A 16,968-nucleotide genomic window follows, 5' to 3' on the forward strand; every position below is an offset into this window, starting at 1 on the left:
TCCGATCACTTCGTGACAGGCGCTCGGACGTTGCCCCGCGCGTCGGGGCGCTACCGATAGAGTTGGTCCCGATGAGCCGACCAGCACCTCCCGCGCTGACCGTTCGGTACGACGGATCAACACGCAATTTCGCGGCCGGCAACGACGTTGTCGTGGGCCGCGACCTCCGCGCCGATGTGCGCATCGCCCATCCCCTGATCTCCCGCGCGCATCTGGTGCTGCGGTTCGATCAGGGCAGGTGGATCGCCATCGACAACGGCAGCCTCAACGGGATGTTCGTCAACGGACGCCGGATGCCGGTCGTGGATATCCAGGACGGGCAGCAGATCAACATCGGCAACCCCGACGGCCCGCGACTGGTCTTCGAGGTCGGGCGGCATCAGGGGTCCGCGGGGACACCGCCGCAGACGACGTCGGTACCTGTGGCGGCGCGGCCGGCCAACTACTCACCCACGCCGTCGCCGACACCGCGGCCGCCGATTCCGCCGTCGAATGCGTCGCAGCGGCTGCAGCGATATCCGTCTGGTCCGCAGCAGGGGTATCCGTCAGGCCCGCAGCAGGGGTATCCGTCAGGCCCGCAGCAGCGGTACCCGTCGGGCGCTCAGCCCAGCTATCCCAGCACTCCCACGGCCTACCAGCCCAATGCGGGCTACCCAGCGAGCAACGCCCAACCGGTGCACCACCAGCCGGTGTCGCAGCCGATTTCTCAACCGGCCCTCGAATCGGTCACCGCGATGGGACCGACCGCAGCACCCCGCTCGAGCGAGGGAAACCTCGCGACGAGCATGCTCAAGATCCTCCGCCCGGGCCGGCCCGCGGACGCGCCGGCCGGCTCGACCAAGATCGGCCGCGCCACCGACAACGACATCGTCATTCCCGACGTGCTGGCGTCGAGGCATCACGCCACCCTGATCCCGGGCGCCGATGGAACCGAGATCCGCGACAACCGCAGCATCAACGGCACATTCGTCAACGGGGCCCGGGTCGAGTCCGCGATCCTGCATGACGGTGACACGGTCACCATCGGCAACGTCGACCTGGTGTTCAGTGGTGGGACCCTGTCCCGGCGCACCGAGACAGAGGCGGCCACCCGCACCGGCGGCCTCGAAGTGCACAGCGTCACCTGGACCATCGAGGGCAACAAGACGCTGCTGGAGAACATCTCGATCGCCGCGCGGCCGGGCACCCTGACCGCCGTCATCGGCCCGTCGGGGGCGGGCAAGTCGACCTTCGCGCGGCTGGTGGCCGGCTACACGCACCCGACAACCGGTACGGTGACCTTCGAAGGCCACAACGTTCACGCCGAATACGCATCGCTGCGTTCCCGAATCGGGATGGTTCCGCAGGACGATGTCGTGCACGGTCAGCTCACCGTCAGACAGGCGCTGATGTACGCCGCCGAACTTCGGCTGCCGCCGGACACCACGAAGGCCGACCGCGAACAGGTCGTCATGCAGGTGCTCGAGGAACTCGAGATGACCAAGCACCTGGACACCCGCGTGGACAAGCTCTCCGGCGGCCAGCGCAAGCGCGCGTCGGTGGCACTGGAATTGCTGACCGGTCCCTCGCTGCTGATCCTCGACGAGCCCACGTCGGGCCTGGACCCGGCGCTGGACCGGCAGGTCATGACCATGCTGCGCCAGCTGGCCGATGCCGGCCGTGTGGTCCTCGTGGTGACGCACTCGCTGACCTACCTGGACGTGTGTGACCAGGTACTGCTGCTGGCACCCGGTGGCAAGACCGCGTTTTACGGGCCGCCGAGCCAGATCGGCGCGTCCATGGGGACGACCAACTGGGCCGATATCTTCAGCACGGTCGCAGGCGACCCCGATGCGGCCAGCAAACGCTTCCTTGAGCAGCACGGGCCACCCGCGCCCCCGCCCCCCACCGAGACACCGTCCGACCTCGGTAAGCCGACACGCACCAGCGTGCGAAAACAGTTTTCGACGATTTCTCGCCGCCAGATGCGGCTGATCATCTCGGATCGCGGTTACTTCGTCTTCCTGGCGTTTCTGCCGTTCATCATGGGCGCACTGTCGCTGTCGGTGCCCGGAGATGTCGGCTTCGGCGTGCCCGTGCCGGCGATCAAGGGCGGCGAAGCGCCGAACGAACCGGGTCAGATTCTGGTGCTGCTCAATGTGGGCGCCATCTTCATGGGCACCGCGCTGACGATCCGGGCGCTCATCGGGGAGCGAGCGATCTTCTTACGCGAGCAGGCGGTCGGATTGTCCACGACCGCATACATGTTCGCCAAGGTCTTCGTCTTCGCCGGGTTCGCCCTGCTGCAGTCGGCAGTCGTCGTCGCCATCAACATATTCGGGAAAGGGTGGGGTCCGGGAGCGGTGGCCAGCGGCGTGGTGATACCCAACCGATCCCTGGAGTTGTACGTCGATGTTGCGGCCTGCTGCGTCGGCGCAGCGATGGTCGGCCTGGCCCTGTCGGCGCTGGCCAAGTCGAACGAGCAGATCATGCCGCTGCTGGTGATCGCGATCATGTCGCAGCTGGTGTTCCAGGGCGGCATGATCCCGGTGACCGGTCGTATCGCCCTCGACCAGATGTCGTGGGTCACCCCGGCCCGCTGGGGATTCGCCTCGACGGCGTCGACGATCGATCTGATCAGGCTCGTCCCGGGCCCGCTCACACCGCAAGACTCGCATTGGAAGCACACCGTTGGCACGTGGTGGTTCAACATGGCCATGCAGGGGGCGATCTGCGTCGGCTATCTGAGCCTGGTGCGCTGGAAGATTCGCCTCAAGGGCGCCTGACCGCGGGTCAGGTGATCAGCGGGTTGTGCGGCGACGGCCGCGGCGGGCCGGCGTGGATCCCCGTAGACGTACCCGAGGCGACCGCCTCCACCACGAACCTCGTGCGGCGTCCGACTCCGCCGTCGTCTCCCCCGATATGTGGAGCCGTCCATTCAACTGCGGCCGTGCCCGAAAGGTGAAGGGTTTCGCCCGTGTCGAAGTCGACGAACAGCAGGGCGGCGGACGGGTCGGTGGCGAGGTTGCCGAAACTGTTGAACATGTTGTTGCCGACGTAGTCGGGCCACCACAGCCGGCCGTCCTCGACCCGGACAAACCCGGGCGGACCGCCGCGGTGTGACGCATCGGCTCCGCGGACACGGTGCACGGTTCCAAGAAACAGCGTGTCCGCACGGGTGACGAGCGCAATCTGTTCTGCCTCCAGCCTCCCCGACCGCGCGATGTGTGAGCCCATGGCCGACGGGCGCTCGGTGCGTTCGATGTCGCGTTGCTGAATGTACTTGGGGCAGTTGCCAAATGCCTGGTCGACCGACACCTCGAGGGTATCCCCCCCGGCATACGTCAGGGTGCCGTTGACGCGCAGCCTGCGGCGGGTGGCGAATTCGATAGCGAGCAGGCCGACCGGTTGGCCCGCTTCGAGACCCTGCAAAGGACTCTGCGGGCCGAAGGTGGCGTGTATCCGCAGGGTGCGGTCGAACGCGTCGAGGAATCCCGGCTCCGCGACCAGAGGTGACGTCCACAACCGGCCGTCTGCGTCGCGGCCCGTCAGGACGGCGAACTCGCGGTCGGCGAGGAAGTGGCCCATCCCGCCGTTCAGGTTCGGAGTGCCGAGCATGGCGCCGCCCAGGTACGCCGCCTGCGCCAGCACACCGGCGCGGGCCTGCACCATGCGCTCACCCTCGTGAAATCCGCTCTCAGCCATTTCACGGTAAACCCAAATGCACCCTGCTTATTCCCTACTTATTCCGATGGAGAGGGGGCGCCGCCCGAGGTCGCCCGCTGGTGACCACCCCCGCCATTTTGCGATCGTGTCATGCGTCGTATCACAGCTCTGCTCATTCGCCGTGGATGTCGAGGCCGTGCGCCGCGGCGAAGGCGAGTGCCTGTTCGATGTCGACCTTGGCGCCGCGCAGCGCCGCGGCCGTCCACAGCGTGGGGTCGATGCGCGCAGCGCGCAGGTCGGCCTCGTCGAGCTTGGAATTCTGCACGCGCGCACCGCTGAGATCCGCCCGCCGCAGCACAGCTTTGCGCAGGTCGGCATCGACCAGCCCCGCCTCGCGCAGCCGGCAGTCGGACAGATCCGCACCACGCAGATCGGCGGCGCCGAGCACCGCCAGGGTGAAGTCCACCTCAACCAGTTTCATCGGCCGCAAACGGCACTCGGTGAACACCGAACCCAGGAAGCTGCAATGCTGAAAAGTACTGTGCAAGAAGGAAGTCCGGCGGAATGTGCAGTTACGGAACGCCGATCCGAGGTGCTCGGATTCGGACAGGTCGGCGCCGCTGAAGTCGCACTCGGTGAACACGACACGTTCGGTTCGCAAACGGCTCAGGTCCTCGTCACGGAAATCGCGGGAGTTGAATTCCTGCTCCACCCAGAATTCCTCGGTGTCGCTCACGAGCTCAGCCGGGCAGGGAAGTCAGGCTGGACAGCGCATACTCGGTGACGGTGATCAGGGCGGCTCGTGCCGACTGCCGGTCGCGGGCGTCGACGGCGATCACCGGAGTAGTGTCGCGCAGCGCCAACGCCTTGCGTACGGCGTCAGCGGGATGCCGTGGCGCCCCGTCGAACTCGTTGACGGCAACCAGGAACGGCAGGTTGCGCGCCTCGAAGAAGTCGACCGCGGCGAAACTATCCTGGAGTCGGCGGACATCGACCAGGATGATGGCGCCGATGGCGCCACGCACCAGGTCGTCCCACATGAACCAGAACCGGCGCTGGCCCGGCGTACCGAACAGGTAGAGCACCAGATCCTCGGCCAGCGTGATGCGACCGAAATCCATCGCCACCGTGGTGGTCCTCTTCAGCGGGTTGCCGCCGAGCCCGTCCACTCCCGCGGACGCGTTGGTGACCAACGCCTCGGTGCGCAGGGGCATGATCTCGGACACCGCGCCCACGAACGTCGTCTTGCCGGCGCCGAAGCCGCCGGAGATGACGATCTTCGTCGAGGCGGCTCGCCGCCTGTCGGCGCGTACGGTCGGGGCGAGTCGCCCGTCAGAGTGCCCTGAGGCCACGCAGGGTCCTTCCTATCAGTTCGCGTCGTTCGTCGTTCGTCGTCGTATCACCGAGGGTGGTGTGCACCCGCAGATAACCCTGCATCACCAGGTCACCGATCAGCACTCGCGCCACGCCGAGCGGCACCGAGAGATGAGCGGCGATCTCGGCGACAGATGGGCTGTCGACACACATTGCCAGGATCTGGCCGCGCACATCGTTTCCCGGCCATTCCGGCGCCGTCCCGGTGGGCAGCGTTTCGACGGGCGCCTCGAGCGGAAGATGGACGCGGGAATCGGTACGGCCCGCGGTCAGCGTATACGGCCGGACCAGATTCGGCTCGACGTCGGCATCGGACTCCCACCGCGATCCGCCAGTTGCCTCCCACCAGTCCTCCGACATGTCCACGGGTCACTCACGAGTGCTGCGGAGCCCGCCGCGGCGATTGCACCATGGCGCCCACCCTCTCCACCAAAACGGCCATCTCATAACCGATCTGGCCGATGTCACAGTGGCGGATCGCCAGGGTGGCCAGGTTGGAGCCGTCCCCGACACGCATCAGCAGCAGGTAACCGTTCTCCATCTCGACGACGGACTGCAGGACGTAGCCACCGTCGAAAAGCTGGGCGGCGCCGGTCGAAAGGCTGGCCAGTCCGGAGGCCACCGCGGCGAGCTGATCGGCGCGCTCCACCGGCATGTGCTCGCTGGCCGCCATCAGCAGGCCGTCGGCGGACACCAGCACCGCGTGCGAGACACCGGACACTTCGCGGGCGAAGTTCGAGACCAGCCAGTCGAGCGAATCGCGCTGCGTCGAACGTGGCGGACGGGTCATGCGTTATCTGTTCCTCTGGACTCTCGGGCATGCGATCGGCCGGCATGCACACCACTGAAATGGGTGCTGATGCTTGCCCGGACAGCGTCCGGATCGCGGAGCGGCAGCGCGTGACCGCCGGTGTCGAACTCAGCCGCCGATGCTACCTCGTCATCGCGATCGTCGCTCCTGTGAGCGCCGCCGTTGCGTTGCGGCAATCCGGTGGGGTGCGCATTATCCGGGTCAGTGGCCTCCACCGCGCCCGGCACCAGCCGGGCACCCGGTTGGCGCATCGGCAGACCGTCCTCGGTGTGCTGCAGAACCGGCGCGTCCTCGGCGGCCGCCGCGGCCGACCAGCCGTGATCCCACACCGATTCCCAGTTCAGGTCGGTGCTGTTGGCCAGGTCAGTGGGATCGAGCAGCCATTCGGAGAGCATTTTCTGATAGATCGCGTCGTCCGCTCCTGCGGCCGGCGACGGCCCGTCCGCGACGGCCGGCGCCGCCGGGGGCTGCTGATCCGGCTCGGCCGTGCGATCCGACGTCGGCACTCCATTGCCCGCAACGTGCGTGCGCGAGGCGAAGAACGCGGACGTATCGGTCGGGGCCGTCGCGTGGCTGGCGGATGCCGGCCGCTCCCGAACGGGAGGCTCGGCCGTCTGCACCGGCATCGAGTCCGCCGGCCACGCATCGGCTGGCCAGGCAGAGGGCTCCATTCCAGACTCCGCGGCGGGCGCCACCAGCGACGTCGGGATGTCGGAAATTCCACTGGCCCCGGGATTACGCTGCGGCAGCAGCGACACCGGAACCTGCGAATGACCGTTGAGGTACTCCTGCGGCACGGGCTGTTCGTCGTAGTCGGCGTACTCGTCGTCGACTGCCGGGGTGTTGAAGATGCGCGCGTGTGCATCGGCCGCGCTGTGGTCGGGACCATCGAATTCGTCTGGGGTTCCGGCGCCCATCAGTAGCTCGACAGGCACGTAAACGCCTGCGGTGGTACCCGAATCCGGTTCGCCCGCAATGGTGCTGCGCATCCGGACGACCAGGTTGTTCTGCGCCGCGAGCCGGCCGACCACAAACAGCCCCATGTGTCGGGCGGTGTACGGATTCACCTCGCCACCGGACTGCAGTCGCGTATTCGCCACACGCAGATCGGATTCCGTCATACCGATCCCGGTGTCGCTCACTTCGATGACCAAGGCGCCGTTGCCGGTGTGCACCGCAGACACCCGTACTTGTGATACCGGCGGTGAGTAGCGCAGCGCGTTGTCGAGCAGTTCAGCCAGAAGGTGCACCAGATCGCCGGCGACCGCGCCGTGGACCTCGCTGTCGGGAACGGTGGCGGTCACCACCCGGGTGTAATCCTCCACCTCGGAAGCCGCGGCGTTGATGATCGCCGCTACGGGGACCGTCTCCGTCCGGTCCCGCGGCAGCTTGGCGCCCGCCAGCACCAACAGGTTCGCGCCGTTGCGACGCATCCGGGCGGCGAGGTGATCCAGCCGGAAGAGACTCTCCAACCGCTCGGGGTCCTCCTCGTTGCGCTCGAGGCGGTCGATCAGGGACAGCTGCTGGTCGACCAGGGATCGGCTGCGCCGCGACAAGGTCTCGAACATGTCACCGACTTGCAGCTGCAACCGGGACTGCTCCCCGGCCAGCAGGACGGCTTGCTCGTGGAGCTCGTCGACGGCGTGCGCAACCTGGCCGACTTCTTCGGATGTGTACACCGGGATCGAATCGACGGGGCCCGGCTCACCACCGGCGCGCACCCGCTCGATCTCACGGGCCAGGTCGTCGTGGGCCACCCGCAGGGCGCTGTCACGCAACTTGCGGAGCGGACGAACCAACGTCCGGGCCACCAGGATCACGAGAACCAGGGCCAGCAACATGACGCCGATGACGATTGCGCCGTCGCGGATCGCGGCGGTGCGGGCGGCCGCCGCCTTGCCCTCCACTCCGGCGGTCACCGCTTTGGTGGCGTCGGCGATGATCTTGCCCGCGATCTGGTCAGTGGCGTCGACCGATGCCAGCAACTCGGGGTTGTTGACGAGCGAGACCGTCGGATCCGACATCAGGGCCATCCGCTTGACGAGCTCTTCCTGCAGCCGTTGGGCGTCCGGCGAGCCCACGCCCAACACCTGGGCCATGCCGAACAGTGTCGACGGCTCGGTGCCGGCGACGGTGATCATCGTCGTGCGCAACTCGGGCTCCGGCATCTCGGCGCCCTGCGTGAGGGTCAGCTTCTGCATCATCATCTGTCCGCGCGCGCCCACGGCCCGGCTCAGGCCGAGCGTCTCCGAACGGATGCTCTCATCGGCGACGCGAACCGATCCGTTGATAGCCTCCTCGGCGGGCAGCAGCAGCAGCGCATACGCCTGGATCCGGTCACGCAGCGCGATGCTGTTCGACGTGACCTCGTCCATCAACGCTTGACCGCCGTCGATGACCGCCGTGACGCCCTTACGGACGTCCGGCGCCACGTCGGTGTCGGCGAGTCGACCCTGCAATTCCCGTCGGCTTGAGTCGTATTTGGTCCGGGCGGCCTGGCTATCGCCACCGGTCGAGCCGGCCAGCATCGCCCCTTCGAGGGACGCCATGTAGTCAGCGATCGCCGGGACCATTTCGGCGTGATCCGCGGAGCGACGCAAATCGGCCGCCTTCGTTGCGCTGGCATAGATACGCAATCCGCCGAATGTCCCTGCGAGCACCAGCGGGATCAATACGATTGCGAACACTTTCCAGCGGACCGGCCAATTCGACAGCGACCATCGCGCCGGACGCTTCTGCGACGGCTGCGGCTCGGGTGGTGGCTGGAAGTCGACGAGCGTGCCGTCTGACTGCTTCAACTGCGAGAACGCGGTCATCGGCGCACGCTCGCCCGGTCGGGGGCCGGTCCGCATTTCACTAATGGAGCGTCGGTCATCTGGCTTCCTGCTGATTTTCGCCGTCATAAGGGCTGGCGTCCAACGCCTGGCAATTGATCGAGTATGCCAGCCATGCGCGGTCGTTTCCACAATTCTTACTGAACAGACAGAGTTCACCGCCGCAGCGTTGTCCCGTTTATCGGTAACCGAGCAAATGACCCATGCCACACCGGCTTTGCAACTCGGCTCGACTCGGCTGCCATCATCATGGAATGTTCCGGCTGATGTTCTACTCGCCGCGCATTGCTCCCAACACCGGCAATGCGATCCGCATGGTCGCCGCCACGGGATGCGAATTGCACCTCGTGGAGCCTCTCGGTTTCGATCTGTCCGAACCCAAGCTGCGCCGCGCCGGCCTCGACTACCACGACCTGGCGTCGGTGACCGTGCACGCCGATCTGTCCGCCGCGTGGGCTGCGCTCCAGCCGGCGCGGGTCTACGCGTTCACCGCGCATGCCACCGCGTCATTCGCCGACATCGACTACCGCGCCGGCGATGTGCTTTTGTTCGGCCCGGAACCGACGGGCCTCGACGCGGCCACGCTGGCCGACCCGAACATCACCGCGCAGGTGCGCATTCCGATGCTGGCGGGCCGACGGTCGCTGAATCTCTCCAACGCCGCGGCGGTCGCCGTCTACGAGGCATGGCGCCAGCAGGGGTTCCCTGGTGCGAAGTGAGCGATCCGCTGCAGCCCGTGCCGGGCATTTCCTACAAGCTCACCAGCTGTCCCAGTGGGCGAGCTGTTCAGCAGGCAGCCGCTTGGCCGGCCGGAAGTCGGTGCCCTTGGTGTAGGCGATGGGAAACAGCCCGCCTTGCGAGTATTTGTCGAACGGAATGCCGAGCAGCTCGGCGGCCTCTTTCTCCCCGCCGCCCGCCAGGTGCAGCGACGTCCACGCCGAACCGAGGCCGCGAGACCGCAGCGCGAGCATGAAGCTCCACACGGCCGGCAACAGCGATCCCCAGAATCCCGCCGTACTGTCCGCGGACGCACCGTCGGGTCGCCCCTCCAGACAGGGAATCAACAGCACCGGCGCTTCCTCGAAGTGCTCGTTGAGGTACTTGGCCGAACTCACCACTGCGCCGATCTGTTGGTCGCGGACGTCTCCGCGTTGGGGCTTGGGTCGATCGAGATAGGGCGTCGCGTTCGCGCGATAGATATCGGCAAGCGCCTTCTTCTTCTGCGGATCCTCCACGAACACCCACTGCCAGCCCTGTGCGTTCGAACCCGTGGGCGCTTGCAGCGCCAGTTCGAGGCATTCCATGATCACCTCGCGTGATACCGGCCGCTCGAAGTCAAGCCGCTTGCGCACCGAGCGCGTGGTGGACAGGAGTTCGTCGACGGACAGGTTCAAGGTCATTGCTCCGAGACTACATTTGTTCCATGGCAGTCGTTTTCACCCGAGAGGTTTCTGAAAGGCTCCGGTCTGACCACCACGGATGGCTGACGACGGTCGCAAAGTCGGGCCAGCCCGTTCCGCGGCTGGTGTGGTTCTACTTCGACGGTACAGATGTGATCGTGTACTCGATGTCGGGCACGGCGAAGGTCAGGCTCACCCACGGGTAAGTCTGAACCTCGATTCCGACGGAAACGGCGCGGGAATCATCATCGTCGGCGGCCCCGCCGCTGTGGACGCGGCCGAGGTGGACCCGCGGGAGGACAAGGCCTACTGGGACAAGTACTCCGCCGACGCGGAGCAGTTCGGGGTTGGCAGAGGCGATGGCCGACTACAACACACGGCTCAAGATCACCATCGACAAGGTGTGGACGACACCCGCCGAAGGTTAACCATCCTCGATCCGCCCGCTGCCGCGTTATTGCTGCACGACGCAACATATTTGGCCGGGTCGGCGGCGCTGGACGACATCCGACCGCTGGCGGACCACCGCTCAGCTAATACGACTTGGGATCGCGGCGCCCCGGCGAAGGTTCGGGTGTCGTTTTGCCCGTCAGTCCCCGTCGTGATGCGGTCTCCAGCCAGCCCACGATGGCCTGGCGCACCTCTCATGATCCTCAAACCCGTGAGCAAACGTCACTACATGTGCGCGTAACGGCCCCGACCGCCCCTCCGATCGGCACCCTCCTCGATTGCCGCGAACGCCATTCAAGATCGAATTTCGCCACAGCTAGCTTCCGATCTCGGCCCAGCGCACTGATTAGCTCAGCAAGTTACACGGATGAGTTTAGTCGTTATCGGTTCGTAAACGGATGGCCGCCATTATTCACCAGATTTGTCAACTGCCGTCCAGTAGTCAATTTGTCATCATCGCTCACAGCTCCCATCATGGCGTGTGAACTGCTGCGACAACCTTCCATCGGCAGACGTGGCGAATGCAATATATCTCCACAGATACGTTGCTAGAACTACACACACGGGACCAATTTGGGATGGCACCCGGTGTCGGAATGTAATAGACACCTGGGTACCGGGCGGTAATAATGGTGGCGAGCAAAACCTATTTAGGCATTCGGGCAAAACTTAACTGCCGCGTGGGTTAATTTGACTCCCGACACACTGCTGGTGGCGCACCAATCCAGGACCGAAGGGGAGCGAACTATGAGGCAACGATCCGCCCGCCGCCTACGCCGCATCGCGATCGCGACCGTCATCGCGATGGTGCCGCTCGCCATCATGCTGATCGCGATGAGTGATTTGCTCTCCACCAAGCCGATGGCGATCAGCCTCGATTACACGCCCGTTGTAGCTATCGATCAATCGTCTTCGACGATCGGCATAGCCGACTCCGAGCTCTTCAACATGTCGACCACCGACATCGTCGCGACGTTCGACCAGATGCAGTCCCTTGGCGTCAACACTGTCCGCGTGATCGTCCCGTGGGCCGCCGTCCAGCCGGTTGCGCCGAACGCTCCCAATGGTGCCTATCGCGACTGGTCCAAGGTGGACTTCATCGTCCAGCAGGCCACCGACCGTGGCATGTCGGTGCTCGGAGCGATTAACTCGACACCTCTGACCTGGGGTAGCCAACCCAGCGGCGGCCTCCCCTTCACCGCCGCGCCGGATCCACAGTCATTCGCCAACTTCGCCGGTGAGGTGGCCAAACGCTATGGCAGCAACATCTCGGCGTACGAGATCTGGAATGAGCCGAACTCGGCTCTGTATTGGAATCCGGCAGTCGACCCGGCGTCCTACACCCAGATGCTGAAGCTTGCCTACAACGCGATCAAAACGGCCAACGACGTGAATGGCGTTGTCAACCCCAATGATCCGATGGTCGTCGCCGGTGTGTTCACCTCCGTCATTGACTACGGCAGCGCCTTCATGAGCCCGGTGACCTTCCTCGACAAGATGTATCAAAACGGGGCCAAGGGATACTTCGACGCCCTGTCGTTCCATCCCTATCACTTCACGACACAGTTCTCTGCGGGTATCAACAATGGTTACCCCTACGAGCCGATCGACCAGCTGATCCAGATGCGCCAGATGATGATCAACAAGGGGGACGCCGCCCTGCGGATCTGGGCGACGGAATACGGCCTGCCGACCGGCGGTCCCAATGCGGTCAGCGACCAGAAACAAGCAAAGTTCATCGACGATTTCTTGCGGACGTGGGCGAACCTTCAGAATTTGTATCCCAGCCTGGGAGACTTCGCCGGACCCTCATTCATCTTCACCACACGCGACCGCGTCCTCGGTGCCGGCACCGAGGACGGCTCCTACGGGCTGTACCGATGGGATGTGGCGACGGCGCAATGGGTGGAAAAGGGAGCGGCGCAGGTCTGGGATTCGGTGGCGCAGGGGTGGGTGATGAAGTCGGCGGTGGACATCATCAGGGACTTCATCGCGCAGTACGGGAACGGTGAGCTGCCGCCAATTCTGAACCCCGGCGCGCAGAATCCGGGTGCACAGAACCCGTTGGCCTCGGCGGCGGGAAACCCGATCGCACAACTCATAGCCGCCTTGCAGCAGATGCTCAACGGGTTCGCGCAGGCTTTCCAAAGCGTGTTCGGCTCGATACAAGCCGCGTTCGGTGCCGTAGCGGAGGCGCTTGTCAAAACGATCGTCGGAATTATCAACCCGATGAGCCTGTCCCAGCAACAGGCCCAAGTAGTTCAGGCGGCCAGCTTCGCCGCAGTGTCGTCTGCCGGCGCCTCTCTCGGCGAGGACACGTCGGGAACGGAAGACATGAGATCATCAACCATCGACGATCTGGAAGCGAAAGGTAAAGTCACAGAGATCAACTCGGTGGACCAGGTCAATGAAGTCAACGCCGAGGAGAGTGGCCCGGTCGAGAACGACGTCGTGGGTGCCGCAGACGTCCAGGGCTCGGAGACCGAAGAGTCGAATGGGACGAATGCATCCGGCGCCGAGGGGACGCCGGCTGGTTCGACCGAGGCAGATCCGCAGATCGAATCGACGGGCAATGACACCGACAACGACACCGACAAGGACGCCATCAAGGGCAACGATGATTCGGGTGCTGTCAATGGGTCAACGGTCACCGTCGAATCGGGCTCGACGACTCTGGCGGTCCAGGCCACGGGCGCAGAGTCGCGAGAGCCGGTTCGGACCGGGCTGGTCGCGCGCCCGGGAGAGGTCGGCCCCGATGACTCCGGCGGATCCAGCGGCTCCACCACTGGCAGCACCACCACCGGCACCACAACCGGCAGCACGACCTCCACGTCCACCGACACCGGCACGGCAGGGGGCTCGGGAACTGGCGGCTCAGGTTCAGAGCACGGTGCAGCGGCGTCCGGCGGATCAGGCTCCGGTGCGGGTGAATCAGGCGCTGGTGAATCAGCCACCGGCGGTGAGGGATCGGGCAGCGCCAGCTAGCGGAAGTCGCGGCTGCGGGAGCCGACCGCCATGGGAAGTTTTCCCATGCGGTCGGCGACCACTGTCACCGCCCCGCTGGCGTTCTGCACCTGTCCCCTGACCAGCAGCGCTGACGCGGTCTGGGCAAGTTTGCGGTGGCGTGCCCAGATGCCCTGGGAGCACAGCACGTTCACCATCCCGGTCTCATCCTCGAGGTTGATGAACGTCACCCCCTGAGCGGTCGCCGGCCGTTGCCGGTGCGTCACCGCGCCGGCCACCAGTACCCGGGTGCCGTCGGGCACCGTCAACAGCTGGGCGGCGGGAACCACGCCAAGGGCGTTCAGATCCTCACGCAGAAACTGCGTGGGATAGCTGTCCGGCGAAACACCGGTTGCCCACACGTCGGCGGCGGCCAGCTCGAGCTCACTCATGCCGGGCAGCGACGGAACATGCGACGACGACCCGACTCCCGGCAACCGGTCCGGGCGCTGGGTGGCCGCCGCGCCGGCGGCCCACAACCCTTCTCGCCGGGTGACGCCGAAGCAACTCAGCGCACCGGCGGTGGCCAGCGCCTCCGTCTGCGGTATGGAGAGCTGCAACCGCCCCGTCAGGTCCAGCAGAGAAGCGAACGGCCCGTCGGCATTGCGTTCGGCGACCATCCGCTCGGCGAGATCGTCGCCGATATGGCGAACACTGCCCAAGCCCAGCCGTACTTCGAGGCCTTCGTTCTCCAGCGTCGCGTGCGCCAGGCTGGCGTTGACGTCGGGCCCGTGCACGGTCACCCCGTGCCTGCGCGCATCGGCCACCAGCGACTGCGGGGAGTAGAAACCCATCGGCTGTGCCCGCAGCAGCGCCGCGCAGAATGCCGCAGGATGGTGCAGCTTGAACCAGGACGAATAGAACACCAGTGAGGCGAACGACAGCGAATGGCTCTCCGGGAAACCGAAATTGGCGAAGGCTTCCAGCTTCTCGTAGATTCGGTCAGCGACCTCACCGGTGATTCCGTGCCGGTTGCGCATACCGTCGTAGAACCGGCCCCGCAGCCGCCGCATCCGCTCCGTCGAGCGTTTGGATCCCATCGCCCGGCGCAGCTGATCGGCTTCAGCGGCCGAAAAGCCGGCGCAGTCGACCGCCAGTTGCATGAGCTGCTCCTGAAACAGTGGCACCCCCAGTGTCTTTCGCAGCGCGGGCTCCATCGACGGGTGGTCGTAGGTGACACGCTCCTCTCCGTTACGACGCTTGATGTAGGGATGCACCGAACCGCCCTGAATCGGGCCGGGGCGGATCAACGCGACCTCGACCACCAAGTCGTAGAACACCCGCGGCTTCAGCCGAGGCAGGGTGGCCATCTGTGCGCGGGACTCCACCTGGAACACACCAACGGAGTCGGCGCGCTGCAGCATCTCGTACACCGCCTGCTCGCTCAGGTCCAGTTTGGCCAGGTCCACCTCGATTCCCTTGTGCTCGGCCAGTAGATCGATGGCGTAGTGCAGCGCCGAGAGCATGCCCAGACCCAGCAGATCGAACTTCACCAAACCGATCGCGGCGCAGTCGTCTTTGTCCCACTGCAGTACGCTGCGGTTCTCCATCCGCGCCCACTCCACCGGGCACACGTCGGCGATCGGGCGGTCGCAGATCACCATGCCGCCGGAGTGGATACCCATGTGCCGCGGCAGGTTCGAGATCTGCATCGCCAGATCGATCACCTGTTCCGGGATGTCCTCGACGTGCGGCGATTCCGCCAGGTTCCCCCATTGGCCGATCTGCTTGCTCCACGCGTCCTGCTGTCCCTGGGAGAAGCCCAGCGCGCGGGCCATGTCCCGCACCGCACTGCGGCCGCGGAAGGTGATGACGTTGGCGACCTGGGCGGCATAGTCACGGCCGTAGCGGTTGTAGACGTACTGGATGGCGTTTTCCCGGAGGTCGGACTCGATGTCGATGTCGATGTCCGGCGGCCCGTCCCGCGCAGGCGACAGGAACCGCTCGAACAGCAACTCGTTGGCTATCGGATCGACGTTGGTGACTCCGAGCGCATAGCAGACCGCCGAGTTGGCCGCCGATCCCCTGCCCTGGGCCAGGATGCCGTTCTCCCGGCAGAACCGGGTGATGTCGTGGACCACCAGGAAGTAGCCCGGGAATGTCAGCTGTTCAATGATTTTCAACTCGTGTTCGATCTGCCCGTAGGCGCGCGGTGCGCGCGCGGGCGATCCGTACCGGTGCCGCGCTCCCGCCATGACCAGGTGCCGCAGCCAGCTGTCCTCGGTATGCCCGGCCGGCACATCGAACGGTGGTAACTGCGGGGCGATCAGCGCCAGCCCGAACGCGCACTGCTCTGCGAGGTCGGCTGCGGCCGTCACCACCTCGGGACAATGGGCGAAGACCCGGGCCATCTCCTCCCCCGACCTCAGGTGGGAGCCTCCCAGTGGCGCAAGGAAACCCGCCGCTTCGTCAACCGAGTTGCGGGCACGGATCGCCCCCATGGCCATGGCCAGCCTGCCCCGGGACGGCTCGGCGAAGTGTGCGGCGGTGGTGGCGACGAGACCGATGCCGAAGCGTGGCGCCAACTCGGCCAGCACCACGTTGCGTTCGTCGTCGAGAGGATGGCCGTGGTGGGTCAGTTCGATGGTGACGCGGTCGCGGCCGAACCGATCGACCAGGTCGGCCAGCGCCGCCGCGGCCGCATCGGGACCACCCGTCGAAAGTGCCTGCCGGACATGTCCTTTACGGCATCCAGTCAGGATGTGCCAATGGCCGCCCGCCGCCTCGGTGAGCGCGTCATAGTCGTAGCGGGGCTTGCCTTTCTCTCCACCGGCCAGGTGAGCCCCCGCGATCTGACGCGACAGCCGCCGGTATCCCTCCGGCCCCCGCGCCAGCACCAGCAGATGCGGTCCCGGTGGATCGGGCTCCTCGGTGCGGGCGACATTACTCAGCGACAGTTCGGCGCCGAACACCGTCTGCACACCCAGTTCCTTGGCGGCCTCGGCGAACCGCACCACCCCGTAGAGGCCGTCGTGATCGGTCAGCGCGATGGCCCGCAGATCTAGCCTGGCGGCCTCTTCGACGAGCTCTTCCGGGGTGCTGGCTCCGTCGAGGAAGCTGTATGCCGAATGGGCGTGCAACTCGGCGTACGGGACCGACGAAGATGGACGGTCGACGTCCAGCGGCTGGTAGCTTGCGCGCTTGCGCGACCAGGCCGGACTGTCGCCACCGTCGCCGATCTGCTCGTCAATTGGCCACCCTGCGCGGCGCGGTTTGCCATTGAGCACCCGCTCCATTTCCGTCCAGCTCGGCGGCCCGGTGTGCCAGCCCACTCCCGCAGTGTATCGAACATACGTTCTATGCGCTATTCGCCCACTACGCAGGGCGGGCGAATCGACTCAGTAATACGGCAACGAGATGCGGGCCGCTTGCACGCCGCCTTCCCGGACCGCGATGAGTTCGGCGCCCGTCTCCGGTCAACACTGCAAATAGTTATCCGTCCGAGCCCCAG

At 65.8% G+C, this 16,968-nt stretch carries 11 protein-coding genes and 1 pseudogene; 4 read left to right on the forward strand and 8 right to left on the reverse strand.

Features of this window, described 5'->3' with window-relative positions:
* Positions 1 to 71 precede the first annotated feature (71 nt).
* The gene (locus tag ACVWWN_RS34545; RefSeq protein WP_457147867.1) at positions 72 to 2,765 is read left to right on the forward strand and encodes an FHA domain-containing protein; all 2,694 of its coding nucleotides are present in this window, start codon (positions 72 to 74) and stop codon (positions 2,763 to 2,765) included.
* Between the two features lie 7 nt (positions 2,766 to 2,772).
* Here the strand turns inward: ACVWWN_RS34545 and ACVWWN_RS34550 are convergent, their stop codons facing one another.
* The 6 genes from ACVWWN_RS34550 to ACVWWN_RS34575 form a co-directional block, all read right to left on the reverse strand.
* Entirely contained in the window at positions 2,773 to 3,684 is a 912-nt protein-coding gene (locus tag ACVWWN_RS34550; RefSeq protein ID WP_457147868.1) for a pyridoxamine 5'-phosphate oxidase family protein, read from the reverse strand.
* A gap of 133 nt (positions 3,685 to 3,817) precedes the next feature.
* Positions 3,818 to 4,381 (reverse strand): pentapeptide repeat-containing protein, encoded by a 564-nt coding sequence (locus tag ACVWWN_RS34555; protein ID WP_457147869.1) that lies wholly within the window; start codon positions 4,379 to 4,381, stop codon positions 3,818 to 3,820.
* Positions 4,382 to 4,385: 4 nt separating this feature from the next.
* Positions 4,386 to 4,922, reverse strand: coding sequence for a GTP-binding protein (locus tag ACVWWN_RS34560; RefSeq protein ID WP_457149392.1), 537 nt, complete (start codon positions 4,920 to 4,922; stop codon positions 4,386 to 4,388).
* Between the two features lie 55 nt (positions 4,923 to 4,977).
* Positions 4,978 to 5,379, reverse strand: coding sequence for a DUF742 domain-containing protein (locus ACVWWN_RS34565; RefSeq protein ID WP_457149393.1), 402 nt, complete (start codon positions 5,377 to 5,379; stop codon positions 4,978 to 4,980).
* Between the two features lie 13 nt (positions 5,380 to 5,392).
* Positions 5,393 to 5,809, reverse strand: a complete 417-nt coding sequence (locus ACVWWN_RS34570; RefSeq protein WP_457147870.1) for a roadblock/LC7 domain-containing protein — start codon at positions 5,807 to 5,809, stop codon at positions 5,393 to 5,395.
* Positions 5,806 to 8,646 carry an ATP-binding protein gene (locus tag ACVWWN_RS34575; RefSeq protein WP_457147871.1) on the reverse strand — a complete coding sequence of 947 codons (2,841 nt, stop codon included), beginning with the start codon at positions 8,644 to 8,646 and terminating at the stop codon, positions 5,806 to 5,808. The genes ACVWWN_RS34570 and ACVWWN_RS34575 overlap by 4 nt, the downstream gene beginning before the upstream one ends.
* A gap of 272 nt (positions 8,647 to 8,918) precedes the next feature.
* Here ACVWWN_RS34575 and ACVWWN_RS34580 point away from each other — a divergent pair, with 272 nt between their 5' ends.
* Positions 8,919 to 9,383, forward strand: a complete 465-nt coding sequence (locus ACVWWN_RS34580; RefSeq protein WP_457147872.1) for a tRNA (cytidine(34)-2'-O)-methyltransferase — start codon at positions 8,919 to 8,921, stop codon at positions 9,381 to 9,383.
* A 39-nt stretch (positions 9,384 to 9,422) separates the two neighbouring features.
* Here the strand turns inward: ACVWWN_RS34580 and ACVWWN_RS34585 are convergent, their stop codons facing one another.
* Entirely contained in the window at positions 9,423 to 10,064 is a 642-nt protein-coding gene (locus ACVWWN_RS34585) for a nitroreductase family protein (RefSeq protein WP_457147873.1), read from the reverse strand.
* A gap of 23 nt (positions 10,065 to 10,087) precedes the next feature.
* Between ACVWWN_RS34585 and ACVWWN_RS34590 the strand changes: the two are divergent.
* Both ACVWWN_RS34590 and ACVWWN_RS34595 read left to right on the forward strand, forming a co-directional pair.
* Positions 10,088 to 10,492 (forward strand): annotated as a pseudogene (locus ACVWWN_RS34590) (TIGR03667 family PPOX class F420-dependent oxidoreductase).
* Between the two features lie 769 nt (positions 10,493 to 11,261).
* Positions 11,262 to 13,499, forward strand: coding sequence for a cellulase family glycosylhydrolase (locus ACVWWN_RS34595; RefSeq protein WP_457147874.1), 2,238 nt, complete (start codon positions 11,262 to 11,264; stop codon positions 13,497 to 13,499).
* Here ACVWWN_RS34595 and ACVWWN_RS34600 read toward each other — a convergent pair.
* Positions 13,496 to 16,789 (reverse strand): error-prone DNA polymerase, encoded by a 3,294-nt coding sequence (locus ACVWWN_RS34600; protein WP_457147875.1) that lies wholly within the window; start codon positions 16,787 to 16,789, stop codon positions 13,496 to 13,498. The genes ACVWWN_RS34595 and ACVWWN_RS34600 overlap by 4 nt on opposite strands.
* Between the last annotated feature and the right edge of the window lie 179 nt (positions 16,790 to 16,968).

Source organism: Mycobacterium sp. URHB0021, assembly GCF_054057895.1.

Excerpts from the sequence above, each read along its gene's own strand:
- ACVWWN_RS34565 (WP_457149393.1), bottom strand. The coding sequence starts at position 5,379 with ATGTCGGAGGACTGGTGGGAGGCAACTGGCGGATCGCGGTGGGAGTCC.
- ACVWWN_RS34580 (WP_457147872.1), top strand. The coding sequence starts at position 8,919 with ATGTTCCGGCTGATGTTCTACTCGCCGCGCATTGCTCCCAACACCGGC.
- ACVWWN_RS34575 (WP_457147871.1), bottom strand. The coding sequence starts at position 8,646 with ATGACCGCGTTCTCGCAGTTGAAGCAGTCAGACGGCACGCTCGTCGAC.
- ACVWWN_RS34570 (WP_457147870.1), bottom strand. The coding sequence starts at position 5,809 with ATGACCCGTCCGCCACGTTCGACGCAGCGCGATTCGCTCGACTGGCTG.
- ACVWWN_RS34550 (WP_457147868.1), bottom strand. The coding sequence starts at position 3,684 with ATGGCTGAGAGCGGATTTCACGAGGGTGAGCGCATGGTGCAGGCCCGC.
- ACVWWN_RS34545 (WP_457147867.1), top strand. The coding sequence starts at position 72 with ATGAGCCGACCAGCACCTCCCGCGCTGACCGTTCGGTACGACGGATCA.
- ACVWWN_RS34585 (WP_457147873.1), bottom strand. The coding sequence starts at position 10,064 with ATGACCTTGAACCTGTCCGTCGACGAACTCCTGTCCACCACGCGCTCG.
- ACVWWN_RS34595 (WP_457147874.1), top strand. The coding sequence starts at position 11,262 with ATGAGGCAACGATCCGCCCGCCGCCTACGCCGCATCGCGATCGCGACC.